Origin of the sequence: Nocardia sp. CA-128927 (assembly GCF_050955855.1) — a bacterium.
GTDB lineage: Bacteria > Actinomycetota > Actinomycetes > Mycobacteriales > Mycobacteriaceae > Nocardia.
Genome location: NZ_CP192087.1, coordinates 2,306,146 through 2,326,377, shown reverse-complemented (window position 1 = coordinate 2,326,377; position 20,232 = coordinate 2,306,146). Strand labels below are relative to the sequence as shown.

General features: G+C 63.6%; 2 protein-coding genes. Both read right to left on the bottom strand.

What is annotated here, in order from left to right:
* Positions 1–75 precede the first annotated feature (75 nt).
* Positions 76–5,091, bottom strand: a complete 5,016-nt coding sequence (locus tag ACQPW1_RS11105) for a type I polyketide synthase (protein WP_433662635.1) — start codon at positions 5,089–5,091, stop codon at positions 76–78.
* Positions 5,088–20,066 carry an SDR family NAD(P)-dependent oxidoreductase gene (locus ACQPW1_RS11100; protein WP_433665204.1) on the bottom strand — a complete coding sequence of 4,993 codons (14,979 nt, stop codon included), beginning with the start codon at positions 20,064–20,066 and terminating at the stop codon, positions 5,088–5,090. The genes ACQPW1_RS11105 and ACQPW1_RS11100 overlap by 4 nt, the downstream gene beginning before the upstream one ends.
* Positions 20,067–20,232: the final 166 nt, after the last annotated feature.

Sequence of the window (20,232 nt, the reverse complement as noted above, 5' to 3'; positions counted from 1 at the left end):
CAGCACACGCTCGTGAACACTCTCCAATATCGCTCCGAACCAGGCAGCGGTGGTCGCGTAGGAATCGCGTATATTTCATGAGATCCCGAACCTTTCGAAGAATGCGAATACCTCGTCGTCCGACGCGGCTTCAAGTCTGTCGGCCGTACTGATCTCCGTGCGGCTCGTGCTCGCGGCAAGGTTGACCTCGGTCCACTTCGCGAGCAACGCGCGCAGCCGCGCGGTGACTTGCGTACGGGCCTGCTCGTCTGAGGTGATCCGGCTCAGCGCCGCCGGATCGGTGCCGGCCAGTATTGCCTCCAAGCGGTCCAACTCGTTCGACATCGGAGCCGTCTGCGCCTGGCCGCCCGTCACCTTGCCCAGCAGGTGGTGGGCCAACGTAGTGATCGTGGGGTAGTCGAACACCAGAGTTGCGGACAGCGACAACCCGACGGCCGCGGTTAACCGGTTCCGTAGTTCCACAGCCGTTACCGAGTCGAGTCCCAGGCTCTTGTAGTCCTGCTCGGTGTCGATGCGCTGGGATGCGGGGTAGCCCAACACCCTCGCCACCTCAGTGCACACCAGATGCAGCAGCGCCTGCTCCCGCTCGACCGCGCTGAGGTCGGCCAGACGCGCCGCCAGGTCCGGTCGATCCGAAGCGATCCCGGTGGGGCCGGCCGCTGAACGCTCGAATCTCCCGACCTCGGGTAGATCAGCGAGTAGTGGGCTCGGCCGCATTCCGGTGAAGGCGGCGAAGAATCGTTCCCATTCGATTCCGGCCACGGTCACGCAGGTCTCGTCTTGTTCGAGGGCCTGCTGCAGTGCCATGGTCATCAATTCCGGCTCTATCGCCAGCACCCCATGACGGCGCGCCGTATCGCGAACTTTGTCATCGCCTATGCCGGCACCTGCCCACAGTCCCCAGGCCACCGACGTCGCCGCCAAGCCCGATGCCCGACGCCACTGCGCCAACGCATCCAGATAGACGTTTCCCGGTGCGTAGTTGCCTTGACCGGTTGTGCCGACGGTGCCTGATATCGAGGAGAACATCACGAATCCAGACAGATCCATGTCACGAGTCAGCTCGTGCAGATTCCGTGCGCCATGTACCTTCACCCGCAACACGCGATCGACCTGCTCGGTGGTCAACGAGTCGACCGCACCGCCGTCCACTATCGCGGCAGTATGGACGATGGCGTTCAACGGCGACACCTCAGCGATCAACTCCGCGAGGGCCACCCGATCAGCGACGTCACACGCTGCCACTCTGACCCTGACTCCCAGCTCAGTCAGCTCAGCCGTCAGTTCGGCGGCACCCGGCGCCCGCGGCCCGCTACGGCTGATCAACACGAGGTGCTCAGAACCGTTGCGGGCCAACCAACGAGCGACGTGCGCGCCCAAAGTCCCGGTGCCCCCGGTGATCAACACCGAACGCCACGGTCGCCACTGACCCGCATCGGGCAACTTCCTCGCCGGGGCATGTACCAAACGGCGACCGAACATTTCCGATTTACGCACCGCCACTTGGTCTTCGTTGCCGGTCCCGGCCAACACGTTCACCAGCCGTGTCTGTGCAGACTCGTCCACGCCATCGGGTAGATCGATCAGCCCGCCCCATCGGTGCGGCTGCTCCAGCGCGGCGACTCTACCCAGCCCCCACAACAATGCCTGCACGGGACTGCTCGGGACGTCCGATCGGCTCACCGAGACCGCACCGCGCGTCGCGCACCACAAGCGGGCATCGACACCCGCGTCGATGAACCCTTGCAGCAAAGCCAAGGTCAGCGCATAGCCACGGGGGGTGGCCGAATTCCTCGGGTGCCGGCGTTCATCCAGCGCCAGCAATGACAGCACACCGCTCGGTCCGGTCTTGTCTCCCAATGCATTCCGCACCCGCTCGGCAAACTCAGCACGATCGACATCGGCTTCCTCGACGACCAGGCGCACCACCTCGGCACCATGTGTCGCCAGCGCCGCAGCGGCTCCGGTGACCCATGCGTGTTCGGCGTGAACGGCAGGGACCACAATCAGCCAGATTCCCGATAGAGACCTGAATCGGCTGTCGGACAGCGATTTCCAACTATCTCGATAGAACAGCGAATCGACAGTCGACCGATCGCGACAACGTCGACGCCACGATGCCAGTGCAGGCAGCACCTCATCCAGCGACTGCTGCCTTCCTACCCTCAACGTCGCTTCCAGCGACTCGATCTCTTCCCGCTCCACGCTCTCCCAGAACCTCACCTCAGCGACATCAGAGACAGCGGCACTCGAATCGGTGAGAGCCGATTCGAGCCAATAGTGTTGGTGTTGGAAGGCATAGGTGGGTAGCTCCACCCGTCGCGCGCCGGAACCGGTGAACGTCGTGGCCCAGTCGACGCCGACGCCATGGACATGGGCTTCGGCCGCCGCGGCCAGCAGCGACCGCATCTCGGGCTGGTCGCGGCGCAGCAGGGGAATCACCCGGGGCTCACGCTCGGGTGTGTTCGGATCCGCTAGCCAGGTCTCGGTGATCGCGGTACTCAACGCCCCGCCAGGACCGGTTTCCAAGAAGCACGTAGCCTCGCGCGAAGCCAGCCACACGATGGAATCCGCGAAACGCACAGTCCGGCGTGCGTGATCCACCCAGTATTCCGGCGCACACAAATCCGCCGCAGCGGCTAGCTCACCGGTCACCGTCGACACGATCGGAATCGTCGGAGCATGAAACTCCAACCCTGCCAGCACTTCCCGGAACCGGCCCAACATCGGCTCCATCAACGGCGAATGAAACGCATGCGACACCGTCAACACCTTTGTCCGCGCACCCTGTCCCCCGACCTGTGCGGCAATATCAGCGACGACATCACCATCACCGGAAATCACCACCGAGCCTGGTGTGTTCACCGCGGCAACACCCACCAGATTCGCATAACCAGCTAGCAACGGCAGCACCTGCTCCGCAGACACACCAAGAGCAGCCATCGCGCCTCCCGCGGGCAAACCCTGCATCAACCGAGCCCGCGCTACCAACAACACACACGCATCCCGCAAAGACACCACGTCCGCCACATACGCCGCAGCGATCTCCCCGATCGAATGCCCCACCAAAAAATCCGGCACGATACCCAGCGACCACAACACCCGATACAACCCGACCTCGACCGCAAATACTCCCGCCTGCGTGAACACCGTTTGATCCAACAAACCCGCTGCCGGTGTCCCCACCTGCGCGAACATCACATCCCGCACCGAATACTCCACACCCGCGCCCCACGATTCATCTCGACTCAACCATCGGTCCAACTCCGAGCACACACGGTCGAACTCAGACGCGAATACCGGCGAAGAATCCAGCAACTCCCGGCCCATCCCCACCCACTGCGAACCCTGCCCCGGAAACACAAACACCACCTTGCCCGGCTCCCGCGAAGCCACGCCCTCCACCACATCCGGTGCCGGCTCCCCGCCAGCCACCGCCTCGAGCCCCCGCAGGAAATCGGCACGATCCCGCCCCAGAATCACCGCACGATGATCAAACACCGAACGCGTCGACACCAACGACAAACCCACATCGGCCGGGCGCAGTCCGCGATGCTGGTCGATATGGGCGGACAACCGCCGCGCCTGAGCCTGCAACGCTTCTGCGGACTTGCCCGAAACAACCCACGGCACCACAACATCGCCACGATCACTGCGGTCATCTCCGTCGGAGTCATCGATACCGGAGCCATCCATGACAGGGGGCGCCTGCTCCAAAATCAGGTGCGCGTTGGTCCCCGAAATCCCGAACGAGGACACCGCAGCCCGACGCGGATGACCCGTCACCGGCCACGACCGCGACTCGGTCAACAACCCCACCCCACCCGAAGACCAATCCACATGCGACGTCGGCTCATCCACATGCAACGTCGCCGGCAACACCCCATGACGTATCGCCTGCACCATCTTGATCACACCCGCAACACCCGCCGCCGCCTGCGTATGACCAATATTCGACTTCACCGACCCCAACCACACCGGCTCACCCCCAACCCGCCGATCCTGACCATAAGTCGCCAAAATCGCTTGCGCCTCGATCGGATCACCCAACTTCGTCCCCGTCCCATGAGCCTCCACCACATCCACATCAGCAGCCAACAACCGCGCATTCGCCAACGCCGCCCGAATCACCCGCTCCTGCGACGGACCATTCGGCGCCGTCAAACCATTCGACGCACCATCCTGATTCACCGCCGAACCCCGCACCACCGCCAACACCTCATGCCCAAGACGAACCGCATCCGACAACCGCTCCAACACCACAACACCCACACCCTCAGCCACACCCATCCCATCCGCCCCCGCCGCAAACGCCTTACACCGACCATCCGGCGACAGACCTCGCTGGCGGGCGAACGTCGTGAACATGGTGGTGGCCGTGCGCAGGGTGACCCCGCCGGCCAGTGCGAGGGTGCATTCGCCGGTGCGCAGAGACTGGCATGCCAGGTGTATGGAAACCAGTGACGAGGAACAGGCGGTGTCCACGCTGATGGCAGGGCCTTCGAAGCCGAAGGTGTATGCGACCCGCCCCGATGCCACACAGCTCATACCGCCGAAAAGAATATTCGCCTCGAGCTCAGGTGGGGCGACGGGAATCACATCGCGAAACTCCTCGCCGGAAAATCCGAAAAATGTCCCTGCCTTACTGCCACTCAGCGATAACGCGTCGATACCCGCGTGCTCGATTGCCTCCCATGCCACTTCGAGTAGCAACCGCTGCTGGGGGTCCATCGCCAGCGCCTCACGTGGGCTGATGCCGAAAAACGCCGCATCGAATTCGGCGGCATCGTCACAGAAACCGCCTTGCCGCACATATATTTTTCCCGCCTGGGCTGGATCTGGATCATAGAGCTCGTCGATGTTCCAGCCACGATTTCCAGGGAAATCACCAATGGCATCCCGGCCGTCGGCAACGAGATTCCACAGATTTTCCGGCGATCTTATTTTTCCAGGAAATCTACAGCCGATTCCCAGTATCGCGATGGGGTCGTTGATTGCCGAGGAGAGCTGTTCATGCTCCTCGCGAAGACGGGCGGTTTCCTGCAATGAGAGTCGCAGCGCGTTCACGACGTCGTCATACGGCACCGTCATGAGATTTGATCCCCCTCTTGCGATTTGTGAGAGCCCACAGCCATTTCCACCAAACCCGCGACACCCAGCGCGTCGATTTGATCGTGAAGGTGACCGGGAGGCCGGTGATCATGATCTTGCCCGGCGAGTTCCATCAGTTGGTTCGTCAGTCCGGCAGCCCGCAGTCGGCTCAGCGGAATGGTCGCCAAGGCTCGCCGGATCGACGCCTCGTCCTGAACTCCGCTCTCTTCCTTTTTTCGGACGTTGGGAGCGAGTTCCGCGTGCAGGTGTCGAGCGAGGCGGTCCGCAGTGGGATGGTCGAAGGCAATGGTCGCGGGCAGCCGCAATCCAGTATCCGCAGTGAGCCTCTTCCGAAGCTCCACGGCCATCAAGCTGTCGAGGCCGATTTCCAGAAATGCACGATCTACCGGAACCGCCTCCGCGGGCAGCCTCAAGATGGCGGCGACCGTTGTCCGCACCAGTTTGACAAGGCGCTCATATTGTTCATGTTCAGAAAGGCGCGTCAGCGCCTCCACCCACGAGGCCGCGCCTTTTTCTGGAGGCTTGCGGACGTGGGCGCGGGCTCTGAGCAGGGCGCGCATCGGTGTGGGCACGGCACCGGCCGTTTCCTGGAGGGGGGTGCGGCTGAGTCGGGCCGCCACGACCACCGGTTGCCCACTGCGCCGAGCGATATCGAACAATTCCATGCCCTCGCCAGCCGCAAGGGGCTCGAGGTAGCGAATCGTATGCTCCAGTTCGTTCGTTGTCAGTCTGCCCTCCGAGCCGCTGCGCGGTGCCCACCATCCCCACGCCACGGAAACGGCAGGCAATCCGTGGGTGCGACGATGCTCGGCCAAGGCATCGAGGAACGTGTTGGCCGCAGCGTAGTTCGCTCGGCTGCGGCCCCCGAGAATGCCCTGAATAGACGAGAAAAGGATGAACTCGGTGAGCGGGAGATGCCGCGTGAGGTGGTGCAAATTCAGTGCGGCATCGACTTTCGGCCGCAGTACCCGTTCAAGGCTATCGGCGCTCAGGGTCGCCACCGGGACGTCGTCGAGTGTCGTCGCAACGTGGATGACGGTAGTAAGTGGGTGATCGGCCGGTATGGAGTCGAGCAGTTGCGCCAAGGCCTCGCGATCCGCGGCGTCGCAGGCGACCACCCGGATCTCAGCGCCTTGCCGATCGAGCTCGACTTGGACGTCTGCGATGCCTTCGGCATCTGGGCCGCGTCTGCTGGCAAGGATTATGTTCCGCATGCCGTGCTCAGTAACCAAGTGCCGGGCCAGAATCCGGCCCAAGGTTCCGGTGCCTCCGGTGATCAGCACCGTGCCCGCCGGATCATCGCCGCGTGCAGAAGCGACAGGGTCTGTTGCCGCCACTCGGGCCAGCCGAGGAACGTAGACGCTGCCATGACGAATGGTCAATTGGGTTTCGTCGGCGGCTAGAGAGTCGGCCACACCGGCGGACAGCGCCTCCCACGACGATGAGTGATCGTCCAGGTCGACAATGATGATGTGCCCAGGGTGCTCTTCCTGGGCCGACCTGATCAGTCCCCACAGCGGCGCGTGGACTACATCGATGGCGGCGTCCCCGGGTGCCGCGGTGACGGCACCGAAGGTGAGCACGACCAGCGGCGACGAACTCAACTCGGGGTCGGCGAGCCACTCTTGGATGAACCGCAGGACTTGCCCGGTAGCGATATGCGTCGCCGCGGCAACGGTTTCCGGACTCTCATCGTGCTGCTGTGGCCGACAGGGCAGCAACGTAGCGGTTGTTGTCGTCGCGCCGACGGTACGGGTTTCGGCCCGAAGTGCCGCCAGGTCCAGATAGGTGTGGGTACCGACGCCGAGGGTGTCAAGCGGAATACCCGAGGTCGCGGCAGTGTCGCCCAGGACGGCCCAATGGATTTCCGTTGCCGAAGCCGTCGCGCCGCGCAAGGGAATCCAGTTCAGTTGGAACAGCCATTGATGGGCGGTGGAATAGGCCTGCTTGAAGCCGTCGGCGGTAATCGGTCGAAGGACCACGGAGTCGACGGAAGCGACCGGAGCGCCGGCATCGTCGGTCAGCTGTACGAGTGCCGAGCTGGGCCCGGTTCGGGCTGCCCGCACCCGCAAGGCTGAGGCACCGGCGGTGTGCAGGCGCACGCCGGAGAAAGTGAACGGCATCCAGGGGTGGCTCCCATCCCGACCATGTCGACCATCGAACTCGAAGGCCAACGCAGCCTGGAACGCGGCGTCCAGCAATGCCGGGTGCATGCCGAACTGCTCACCATCGGCGTGCACCTCTGCCGGCAAAACCACGTCGGTGAATATCTCGTCGCCCTGCGACCAGGCGGCTCGAATTCCTAGAAAGGCGGGACCGTAGCCGATTCCGGATGCAATGAAACGCTCGTAGAGATCGTCGGTATCCACCGGGGTAGCATCCGCCGGCGGCCACATCTGCTCAGTCGACGCGGGACCGTTGTGGAGAAGCTCTGCTGCGCCGAGTATCAGGACACCTGTGGCATGGCTCGTCCAGACACTGTCCGAACCGGCAACGGCAGGCGAGGGGCAGGTGTGTACCGTCAGCGCTCGCCGTCCGGATTCATCTGCCGATTCGATGCGCAGTTGCAGCACCACCTCGCCATCCGGCGCCACAGTGACAGGGGTGTAGATGGTGAGTTCCTCCAATACGTCACACCCGAGCTGGCTGCCTGCCCGGAGCGCGAGTTCCACCAGAGCCGCACCGGGCAGTACGACGATGCCTGCCACCGTGTGGTCCGCCAGCCACGGCTGTGACCCGAGCGACAATCTCCCTGTCCATACGGTGCCGTGACCGTCGGCCAACTGCACCATCGCGCCCAGCATTCGACGATCCGCCGAACTCGACCCCGCCGTGGACATATCACCGGCGCTGCTGCTGTCCGACCAAAAGTGTTGGTGTTGGAAGGCATACGTCGGTAGCTCGACCCGCCGTGCTGCGATACCGGTGAACCTGCGTTTCCAGTCGACCGGTATGCCACGCACGAATACCTGCGCCATCTCGGTCATGAACCGGCGGATGCCACCGTCACCGCGACGCAACGATCCCACCGCGGTCGCGGTATCACCGATCGTGTCCTGAATATCGGCCGCCAACACCGGATGCGGACTCACCTCGATGAACACACCATGACCCTGCTCGGCAAGGCTGCGAATACTTTCCTCGAACTGCACAGTGTCACGCAGATTCCGGAACCAGTAGTCCCCGTCCAACCCGGCCGTATCTACACATCCACCAGTAACTCCAGAATAGAACGGGATCTCTACCGCCCGCGCGGTGATCCCCGATAACTCGATCAGTAACCGATCCCGAAGCGATTCCACCGCCACCGAATGCGCCGCATAGTTCACCGGAATCCGTTTCGCCCGAACCCCTTCGGCTTCACACACGCCCACCCACTCGTCCAACGCATCAGGCTCACCCGAAACCACCACCGACGACCGACCATTCACCGCCGCGACCACCACACGACCACCCCACCTACTCAACCGCGGCTCCACCACATCCACCGGCAACGCCACCGACGCCATCCCACCCGCACCCGCCAGCACCTCACCCACCAACCGACTACGCACCACCACCACCCGCGCCGCGTCTTGCAGCGACAACACCCCCGCCACACACGCCGCGGCGACCTCACCCTGCGAATGCCCCACTACCGCATCAGGTTCCACCCCGTAAGAGCGCCACACCGCGGCCAGCGACACCATCATCGCGAACAACACCGGCTGCACCACATCCACCCGATCCAACGACGCCGCACCCCCCACACCACACACCACATCGACCAACGACCACTCCACCAACTCATCCAGCACTTGCGCACACTCGCGCATCCGCTCGGCGAATACCGGTTCGGTGTCCCACAACTCCCGGCCCATCCCCACCCACTGCGAACCCTGCCCCGGAAACACAAACACCACCTTGCCCGGCTCCCGGGAAGCCACCCCCTCCACCACATCCGATGCCGGCTCACCACCAGCCACCGCCTCCAAACCCCGCAGGAAATCGGCACGATCCCGCCCCAGAATCACCGCACGATGATCGAACACCGAACGCGTCGACACCAACGACAAACCGACATCGGCCGGGCGCAGTCCGCGATGCTGGTCGATATGGGCGGACAACCGCCGCGCCTGAGCCTGCAACGCTTCTGCGGACTTGCCCGAAACAACCCACGGCACCACAACATCGCCACGATCACTGCGGTCATCTCCGTCGGAGTCATCGATACCGGAGCCATCCATGACAGGGGGCGCCTGCTCCAAAATCAGGTGCGCGTTGGTCCCCGAAATCCCGAACGAGGACACCGCAGCCCGACGCGGATGACCCGTCACCGGCCACGACCGCGACTCGGTCAACAACCCCACCCCACCCGAAGACCAATCCACATGCGACGTCGGCTCATCCACATGCAACGTCGCCGGCAACACCCCATGACGTATCGCCTGCACCATCTTGATCACACCCGCAACACCCGCCGCCGCCTGCGTATGACCAATATTCGACTTCACCGACCCCAACCACACCGGCTCACCCCCAACCCGCCGATCCTGACCATAAGTCGCCAAAATCGCTTGCGCCTCGATCGGATCACCCAACTTCGTCCCCGTCCCATGAGCCTCCACCACATCCACATCAGCAGCCAACAACCGCGCATTCGCCAACGCCGCCCGAATCACCCGCTCCTGCGACGGACCATTCGGCGCCGTCAAACCATTCGACGCACCATCCTGATTCACCGCCGAACCCCGCACCACCGCCAACACCTCATGCCCAAGACGAACCGCATCCGACAACCGCTCCAACACCACAACACCCACACCCTCAGCGATACCGAAACCATCCGCAGCCCCAGCAAACGCCTTACACCGACCATCCCCCGACAACGCACGCTGACGACTCAGTTCAAGCAACACGAAGGGATCGGCCATCACCGTCACACCGCCGGTCAATGCCATGTCACATTCACCCGATCGCAACGACGTACACGCCAAGTGCAATGCCACCAATGATGACGAACACGCCGTATCCACACTCACCGCGGGCCCTTCCAACCCGAATGTGTATGCGAGCCGTCCTGCCACGACGCTGGTCGTGCGACCGGTCATGAGGTAGCCGTCAGTGCCTTGGTTCGGATCGTGCAGGCGTGGTCCGTAGTCCTGGGGTATCACCCCCGCGAACACGCCGGTTTTGCTGCCCCGCAACAACACCGGATCCACACCCGCCCGTTCCAGCACCTCCCAAGCCGCCTCCAGCAGCAACCGCTGCTGCGGATCCATCGCCAAGGTCTCACGCGGACTGATCCCGAAGAAATCCGCGTCGAACTCGGCGGCGTCGTGCAGAAATCCGCCGCCCAGCGCATAAGTCTTTCCCGACTGGTCGGGATCAGGGTCGTAGAGGCCCTCGAGATCCCAACCACGATCCGAAGGGAACTTCCCGATCGCATCCACTCCAGTGGAAACCAACTCCCACAACCGCTCCGGCGAATCAATACCACCCGGGTACCGGCACGACATACCGATAATCGCGATCGGCTCATCCATCACCGCAACAACCGCGGGAGCCGTCGAAATAACACCAGCATCCGCCCCAACAAGCTCGACCACTAAGTAGCTACCCAGAACCGCCGGAGTCGGATAATCGAAAATCAAAGTCGATGGCAAACGCAACCCCACCGCAGTACTCAACCGATTACGAAACTCCACAGCAGTCAGCGAATCGAACCCGATCTCCTTGAACACCCGATCCGCACCCACCGCCTCAACACTCGAATGCCCCAACGTCACAGCAGCTTCCGCACGTACCAACTCGAGCACCACCCGCTCCCGCTCGACCTGCGACATCCCGACAAGCCGCTGCACCAGCGACAACGAACGTCCACCACGACCGTGAGCGACCGACCGCCGGGCCGGTGCCCGCCGCGACAACCCACGTAGCAGCGGGGGCACTGGCTGCGAGCCCGCTCGAATACGCAGCCCGGGCAGATCCAGCTGGGCGGCTACCACTGCCGCCTCGCCGGCTCGTAATGCCTCGTCGAACAGAGCTAAACCCTGCTCGGTGGTCAGCGGCATCACACCGGCCATGGCGAACCGTTTCAGATCCATGGCGGTCATGTGCTCGGTCATGGCGGACCCTTCGGCCCACAGTCCCCAAGCCAGCGAGGTGGCCGGCAACCCTGCTGTCCGACGGTGCTGCGCCAGACCGTCGAGGAATGCGTTGGCCGCGGCGTAGTTACCTTGTCCCGCGGTCCCTAACGTCGCGGCGATCGAGGAGAACAATACGAACGCGGCCAGATCGGCCGTACACGTCAATTCGTGAAGATTGACCGCCCCGTCGACCTTCGCGCGCAATACTCGATCGACTTGCTGCGGGGTCAACGACTCGATCGGGCCGTCGTCGAGCACACCCGCCGCATGCACCACCGCGGTCAGCGGATGCTCCACCGCAACAGTGCTCAACAGCCTCGTCAAAGCATGACGGTCGGCCACATCGCAGGCCTCGATCCGGACTTGGGCCCCCAGCTCGGTCAACGCGGCGATCAACTCACCCGAGCCCGGCGCATCCGGCCCACTACGGCTGACCAGCAAGAAATGTCGCATGCTCCACTCGGTGACCAGATGTTCAACAACCAACTTGCCCAACGTGCCCGTCGCGCCGGTGACCAACACCGTGCCCACCGGATCCAGCAACCGAGGCACAGTCAGTACAACCTTGCCCACATGACGCGCTTCACCCAGATAACGCATTGCCTCCGGCGCGTGCCGCAGATCCCACGTCCGGACAGGTAGCGGACGGAGCGCACCACGATCGAAGAGATCCAGCAACGCTCGCAACATGTCCTGGATCCGGTCCGGATCTACCGTCAGCAGATCGAACGCCTGGTAGCGGACACCGTCATAGTGTGTGGCGATCATGTCGGCGTCACGGATATCGGTCTTGCCCATCTCGACGAAACGGCCACCCCGCGGCAGCAGACGCAGGGAGGCATCCACGAACTTCCCCGCGAGCGAGTCCAACACCACATCCATACCCCGCCCACCGGTGGCATCGAGGAATCGCTGTTCGAAGTCCAGATCACGCGAGGAGGCGATGTGCTCTCCATCGATACCGAGTCCTCGTACCGTCTCCCATTTGGGTGGGCTCGCGGTGGCGAATACCTGCGCACCCCAATGCTCGGCCAGCTGAATCGCGGCCATACCGACCCCACCCGCGGCCGCGTGTACCAACAACGACTCACCAGCGCGCAGATCAGCCAACTCGCGCAGCCCATGGTAGGCAGTCAGGAACACCACAGGCACCGACGCCGCCGTGACGAACGACCAACCGACAGGGATCCGCACCAGCATCCGCTGATCGGTCACCGCGACCGGACTGAACGCACCCGCGAACATACCCATCACCCGATCGCCGGCTCGCAGTCGGTGCACACCGGGCCCGACCTCCAACACCACACCCGCGCCCTCGATACCGATGACTCGACGGCCGGGCACCATGCCCAACGTGATCACCACATCCTGGAAGTTCATGCCCGCCGCGCGCACCGATACCCGGATGTGTCCTTCAAGCAGCGGCGCCGCCGCATCGGTATCGACAACGACAAGTGAGTCGAATGCTCCCTGGCCGCCGGGGCCGATTCGCCACCCGAGCGGATCGGTGGGCAGCGTCACCCCCGCTTCGCGCACGGCACGCGTCAGCCGGGGAACCCGCGCTGTCCCAGCGCGTAGCGCAAGCTGGGGTTCGTCCGTAGCCAACGCCCTCGGCAACACGGCAACCGACCCCGCGTCCTCGAGATCCGCCAGGACGAACTGACCTGGGTGCTCGGTCTGCGCCGAACGCACCAACCCCCAGACCGCCGCACACGCCGGATCGGTGACATCCTCACCATGCTCGGTGCTCACCGCGCCACGAGTCAGGAAGACCAGTCGAGACGAAGCGAACCGCTTCTGCGCCAACCACTCCTGTGTCAACTCGAGTACGCGGTGCACCGCCGCCGCGACATCGCCCGGTGCCCAGCCAAGTGCGTGGCATTCGACCAGCACCGTATCGGGGGTGCCCTCTGCCGTAAAAATCGCGGCCAGATCCGCGCGGGACTGCACCACGGCATCGGTCACCGACAATGCCGCGGCCAGGTCGGACTGCCCCAGCACCACCCAATGTGCCGCTGCTGGCGCCGGTTCGGGCAGGTTCAGCAGGTCGGTCCAGTCCACCTGATACAACGATTCGTGGTCACCGGCGCCGACCGAATCGAGTCCCTCGTCCGAGAGCGGCCGCAACACCAGTGACTCGACAGAGACCACGGGCGCGCCCGCGCCATCACAAGCCTGCAGCGACACCGCGTCCCCGCTGGCCGGAGCGACCCGCACCCGCAACATCGTTGCACCTACCGCGTGCAAAGACACTCCCGACCATGCGAACGGGATCAGCGTCCCCGCCACCCCCGTACTCGCCCGCATCACCACCACATGCAATGCCGCGTCCAGCAAAACCGGGTGCAGACCGAGGTCTCCCGCGACCATGTCGAGTTCATCGGGCAGGCAGACCTCAGCGAAGAGTTCCTCGCCACGTCGCCACGCTGCCCGCAGCCCCTGAAAAGCTGGCCCATACTCGTAGCCACCGTGTGCCAGCTGGTCATACGCACCGTCGATGGGGATCTGCGTCGCACCAGCGGGCGGCCACTCGATGAGGTCGAACCCGGCCACCGCCGACTCGATGGCCATCGCAAGGACCCCGCTGGCATGCCGGGTCCACGGATTGTCCGCCGCGCAATCGACCAACCGGGAGTGCACAGTGAACGCTCGATGCCCCGACTCATCGGCATCGCCCACCACAACCTGAATGTGCACCGCCCCCGCGGCGGGCAGAATCAGCGGCGCCTCCAACGTCAACTCGTCCACCACAGCGCAGCCGACCTCGTCACCGGCGCGCAAAGCCAATTCCACAAACGCGGTGCCCGGCAACAACACTCGGCCCGACACCACATGATCAGCCAGCCATGGATGCGACGCGAGCGATAATCTCCCTGTCAATACGGTGCCACCACCGTCGGCCAACTGCACCGCCGCGCCCAGCAACGGATGATGCACCGAACCCAGCCCCGCCGCGGTCACGTCACCGGTGCTGCCGCTGTCCAACCAAAAGCGTTGGCGTTGGAACGCGTATGTCGGTAGCTCGACTCGCCGCGCCCCCGTACCAGCGAACACCTGCTCCCAATCAACCTGTACCCCAAACACATACGCATGCGCGACTTCGGTCATGAACCGGTATAAACCGCCGTCACCGCGTCGCAACGATCCCACCGCGGTCGCGGTATCACCGATCGTGTCCTGAATATCGGCCGCCAACACCGGATGCGGACTCACCTCGATGAACACACCATGACCCTGCTCGGCAAGGCTGCGAATACTTTCCTCGAACCGCACAGTCGCACGCAGATTCCGGAACCAGTAGTCCCCGTCCAACCCGGCCGTATCCATACATCCACCAGTAACTCCAGAATAGAACGGGATCTCTACCGCCCGCGCGGTGATCCCCGATAACTCGAGCAGTAACCGATCCCGAAGCGACTCCACCGCCACCGAATGCGCCGCATAGTTCACCGGAATCCGTTTCGCCCGAACCCCTTCGGCTTCACACACGCTCACCAGTTCGTCCAACGCATCAGGCTCACCCGAAACCACCACCGACGACCGACCATTCACCGCCGCGACCACCACACGACCACCCCACCTACTCAACCGCGGCTCCACCACATCCACCGGCAACGCCACCGACGCCATCCCACCCGCACCCGCCAGCACCTCACCCACCAACCGACTACGCACCACCACCACCCGCGCCGCGTCTTGCAGCGACAACACCCCCGCCACACACGCCGCGGCGACCTCACCCTGCGAATGCCCCACTACCGCATCAGGTTCCACCCCGTAAGAGCGCCACACCGCGGCCAGCGACACCATCATCGCGAACAACACCGGCTGCACCACATCCACCCGATCCAACGACGCCGCACCCCCCACACCACACACCACATCCATCAACGACCACTCCACCAACTCCTCTAGAGCAACCGCACACGCATTCATCTGTTCAGCGAATACCGGCGAAGAATCCAGCAACTCCCGGCCCATCCCCACCCACTGCGAACCCTGCCCCGGAAACACAAACACCACCTTGCCCGGCTCCCGCGAAGCCACGCCCTCCACCACATCCGATGCCGGCTCACCACCAGCCACCGCCTCCAAACCCCGCAGGAAATCGGCACGATCCCGCCCCAGAATCACCGCACGATGATCAAACCTCGAACGCGTCGACACCAACGACAAACCCACATCGGCCACACCCAACCTGGCATCGGCATCGGCATCGGCATCGGCATCGGCATCGGCATGAGACCGCAAACGCTGCGCCTGGGCCCGCAACGCCTCTTCGGAGTTACCCGACACAATCCACGGCACAACAGCATTCAGTCCAGCACCAGCACCACTGTCATCGGCATCTTCACCGAAGGGAATCCGGCCGGAAACATCCGGTTCCGGTGGTGCTTGCTCCACAATGAGGTGGGCATTGGTCCCCGAAATACCAAACGAGGACACCGCAGCCCGACGCGGATGCTCCGTCACCGGCCACGGCCGCGACTCGGTCAACAACCGGACTCGACCGGAAGACCAGTCCACATGCGATGTCGGCTCATCGACATGCAACGTCGCCGGCAACACGCCATGACGTATCGCCTGCACCATCTTAATCACACCCGCGACGCCCGCCGCCGCGATTGTATGACCGATATTCGACTTCACCGACCCCAACCACAACGGCTCACCTTCCGGTCGGTCGCGACCATAGGTTGCCGAAATTGCTTGCGCCTCAATCGGATCACCCAACCGAGTTCCTGTCCCATGCGCCTCCACTACATCCACAGCAGTCGCGGCCAGGCCGGCGTTCAGCAACGCGGCACGAATCACTCGCTCTTGCGAGGGACCATTCGGCGCCGTCAAACCATTCGACGCACCATCCTGATTCACCGCGGAACCCCGCACTACCGCCAGCACTTCGTGCCCATGACGCCGAGCATCGGACAGCCGCTCCACTGCCAACAGGCCGACACCTTCAGACCACCCGGTGCCGTCTGCCCCGGCACCGAAGGATTTACACCGGCCATCTTTGGAGAGCCCTCCCTGGCGCGAGAACTCGACGAACAGCCCCGGCGTCGACATCACTGTCACACCACCGGCCAGTGCCATGTCGCACTCACCCGTACGCAATGCACTCACCGCCATGTGTAATGCCACCAACGACGATGAACACGCGGTATCCACACTGATCGCAGGCCCTTCTAAGCCCAACGTGTATGCGATCCGGCCGGATAAGACACTGCCGGTAGTGCCGGTCAGTAAGTAGCCACCGCTGTCGTGGGTTTCCGCATACAGGCGCGGTCCGTAATCCTGCGGCATGAAACCCGTGAATACGCCGGTCTTGCTGCCCCGCATCGACACCAGATCCACACCTGCCCGCTCCAAAGCCTCCCAAGCGGTTTCCAGCAGCAACCGCTGCTGCGGATCCATTGCCAATGCCTCGCGCGGGCTGATCCCGAAGAACTCCGCATCGAATTCGGCGGCGTCGTAAAGGAATCCGCCGTGCCGAGTGGTGGATGTCCCTGACCGGTCGGGATTCGGGTCGTCGAGCCCCTCGACATCCCAACCACGATCAGTAGGGAACTCACCGACCGCGTCGGCCCCACTGCAGACGAGGTCCCACAACCGTTCCGGTGAGTCAACACCACCGGGATAGCGACACGACATACCGATAATCGCGATCGGCTCATCCAGCACCGCAACGATGGGCTCGGTCGAAACAACATCCATGGCCGCCCCCACCAGCTCGACCACCACATGGTTGCTCAAAGCCTTCGGGGTCGGATAATCAAAAGTCACAGTCGAGGACAACCGCAGGTCGGTAGCAGTACTTATCCGATTGCGAAGCTCCACAGCGGTCAGCGAATCAAAGCCGATGTCCTTGAACGTCCTGTCCGCACCCACCGCCTCAGCACTGGAATATCCCAGTGTCACAGCCGCTTCCGTACGCACCAACTCGAGCACCATCCGATACCGCTCGGCCTCCGGCATCCGGACGAGCCGCTGCACCAACGACGTTCTGCCCGTCGATACGGTGCCGGGACCGTCGACCAACTGCACCCCCACACCCAACAACGGATGATCCACTGCCCCCGACCTCGCCGAGGACACACCACCAGTGCCACTGCCCAACCAGAACCGCTGGCCCTGGAATGCGTAGGTAGGTAGTTGCACCCGTCGTGCGCCCGTACCAGCAAACATTGCGGCCCAATCAACATCCACACCAGCCACGAACACCTCGGCTACTGCGGTCGACAACGACACCGCCTCGTGCCGATCGCGCCGTAACACCGGAACCACCGCTGGCTCCCGCTCGGGTGTGTTCGGATTCTCCAACCAACACTCCGAGACCGCGGTGGTCAATGCGCCGCCAGGGCCGGTTTCCAGGAAGACCGTCGCCTCATGCCCTGCCAGCCAGGCGATCGCATCAGCGAATCGCACCGTCCGGCGTGCGTGATCCATCCAATAGCCTGGTGTGCACAACTGCGCTGCGGTGGCGAGCTCACCGGTCACTGTCGACACGATCGGAATCGCTGGAGCGTGAAACGTCAACCCCGCCAGAACGTCCTGGAATCGGTCCAGCATCGGCTCCATCAACGGCGAATGAAACGCGTGCGACACGGTCAACGCTTTGGTTCGCGCACCAGTCTCCGCGACCCGCGCCGCAATATCAGCAACAACGTCACCGGCACCGGAAACCACCACCGAGCCCGGGGTGTTCACCGCCGCCACACCCACCTGATCCGCATAACCCACCAGCAACGGCAACACCCGCTCCGCCGACACCCCCAACGCGGCCATCGCACCTCCCGCCGGCAACTCCCGCATCAACCGGCCCCGCGCCGCCAACAACACGCATGCATCCTGCAGCGATAGAACGCCCGCTACATGTGCCGCCGCGATCTCCCCGATCGAATGCCCCACCAGAAAATCCGGCACAACACCGAGTGACTCCAACACCCGATACAACCCGACCTCGACCGCGAAAACCCCGGCCTGGGTGAACACTGTCTGATCGAGCAAACCCGCGGGTGTCCCCTCCTGCCCGAACACCACATCCCGCACCGAATACCCGACACCCACACCCCACGACTCGTCTCGGCTCAACCACCGATCCAACTCCGCACACACGCGATCGAACTCCACCCCGAATACCGGGCAAGACTCCAGCAACTCCCGACCCATCCCCACCCACTGCGAACCCTGCCCCGGAAACACAAACGCTGTCTTGCCCACACCCTCAGAGCTGGCCCGTTGAACAATGTTCGGCGCCGATTCTCCGGCAGCCACAGCCTCGAGTCCCTGTACGAAATCGGCGCGATCGCGCCCCAAAACCACCGCACGACAATCAAACACAGAACGCGTAGTTACCAACGACAGACCCACATCCACCGGACGGAGCTCGGGATATTCATCGATGTACGCCGATAACCGCCGCGCCTGAGCTCGCAACGCCGAATCGCTTTTACCCGAAAGCAGCCACGGCACAACAGTATCCACGGATGCCGAGTCCGGGCGAGTTTGTTGCGGGCGATATGATTGGGGCGCGTCGGTCAGCACCACATGGCAGTTCGTGCCGCCCATACCGAATGAGGACACCCCCGCGACCAGTGGCCGGTCGGCGTGTGGCCACGGCCCCGGCGCGGTCAAGACCCGCAGGTTCAACTCCTCGAACGCGATCTCGGGGTTGGGGGTCTCGAAGTTCAAGCTCGCGGGAAGCAGTCGGTGATCGATGCTCAAGGCGGTTTTGAGCAGGCCGACGATACCCGCGGCACCCTCGAGGTGGCCTACGTTGGTCTTGGCCGAGCCGACCAGCAACGGATCCTCGACCGGCCGATTCGACCCGAGTGCGGCCCCCAGAGCGGCGGCTTCGATCGGGTCACCGATCTTGGTCCCGGTGCCATGCAACTCCACGTACTGAACCTCGCCAGGCGCCACGCCGGCTCGCTGGTAGGACCGACGCAGAACTTCCTGCTGTGCAAGACGACTGGGCACAGTCAAGCCTGCCGTAGCACCATCATTGTTCACCGCGCTACCCCGGAGCACGCAGTATACCCGGTCACCGTCGTCCAGCGCCTGCGACAGCAATTTGAGCACGACGACTCCACCGCCCTCGCCGCGGACATAGCCATTGGCCCGTGCGTCGAAGGTGAAGCACCGGCCATCCGGAGACAACCCCCCGAACCGGGCCGCGACAAGAGTGCTCTGGGCGAGAATGTTCACATTGATCCCACCGGCAACAGCAACAGTGGATTCGCCGGTCCGGATGCTCTCACTGGCCAAGTGGACCGCGACCAGCGACGATGCCTGTGCCGCGTCCACAGTCATGCTGGGCCCGCGTAAACCCAGAGTGTAGGAGACACGGTTGGCAATGATGCCGCGCTGTACACCAGTCATGCTGTGCTGAGAGATTGCCTCGCGATCGCGCTCATACAGCAGGGAGGCATAGTCATCCCAGATCGCACCAACGAACACTCCGGTCGGGCTACCGCGGAGCGCACTGGGAACGAGACCGGCATCCTCGAGCGCCTCCCAGCTCAGTTCCAGCATCAACCGTTGCTGCGGGTCCATCGCGTTGGCCTCACGCGGCGAGATCCCGAAGAAACCGGCATCGAATATGTCGATGCTGTCGAGGAAGCCACCCAGCCGAGTGGCGAGCCGTTCGTGCGACGACATCCCCTCATCCAGGGCCGGCTCCGACTCCCACCGGTCAGCCGGAGTCTCGGTGATCGCATGCTGCCCATCTCGGAGTAACCGCCAAAAGGCCTCCGGATTCGATGCGTGAGGCAGCCGGCACGACAGTCCGACGATCGCTACCGCGCGATCGTCGGCACCGCTCATATCCAAGTTACTCAACGTAACCCAACCACCTCTCGTAGCACAGGCTCGGACACCTCGCGGCAGCGCAACGGAATTTCATCAGCCCTGAGGCGAATAGTCGTCGAATTCGCCGACATCATCGACACCCGCTCATTCGGCACCTAGTTGCCGCAGCGATAGCAGCGGC

Bases quoted from the DNA above. Each gene is read 5' to 3' on its own strand.
- ACQPW1_RS11105 (WP_433662635.1), bottom strand. From the start codon at position 5,091: ATGACGGTGCCGTATGACGACGTCGTGAACGCGCTGCGACTCTCATTG.
- ACQPW1_RS11100 (WP_433665204.1), bottom strand. From the start codon at position 20,066: ATGAGCGGTGCCGACGATCGCGCGGTAGCGATCGTCGGACTGTCGTGC.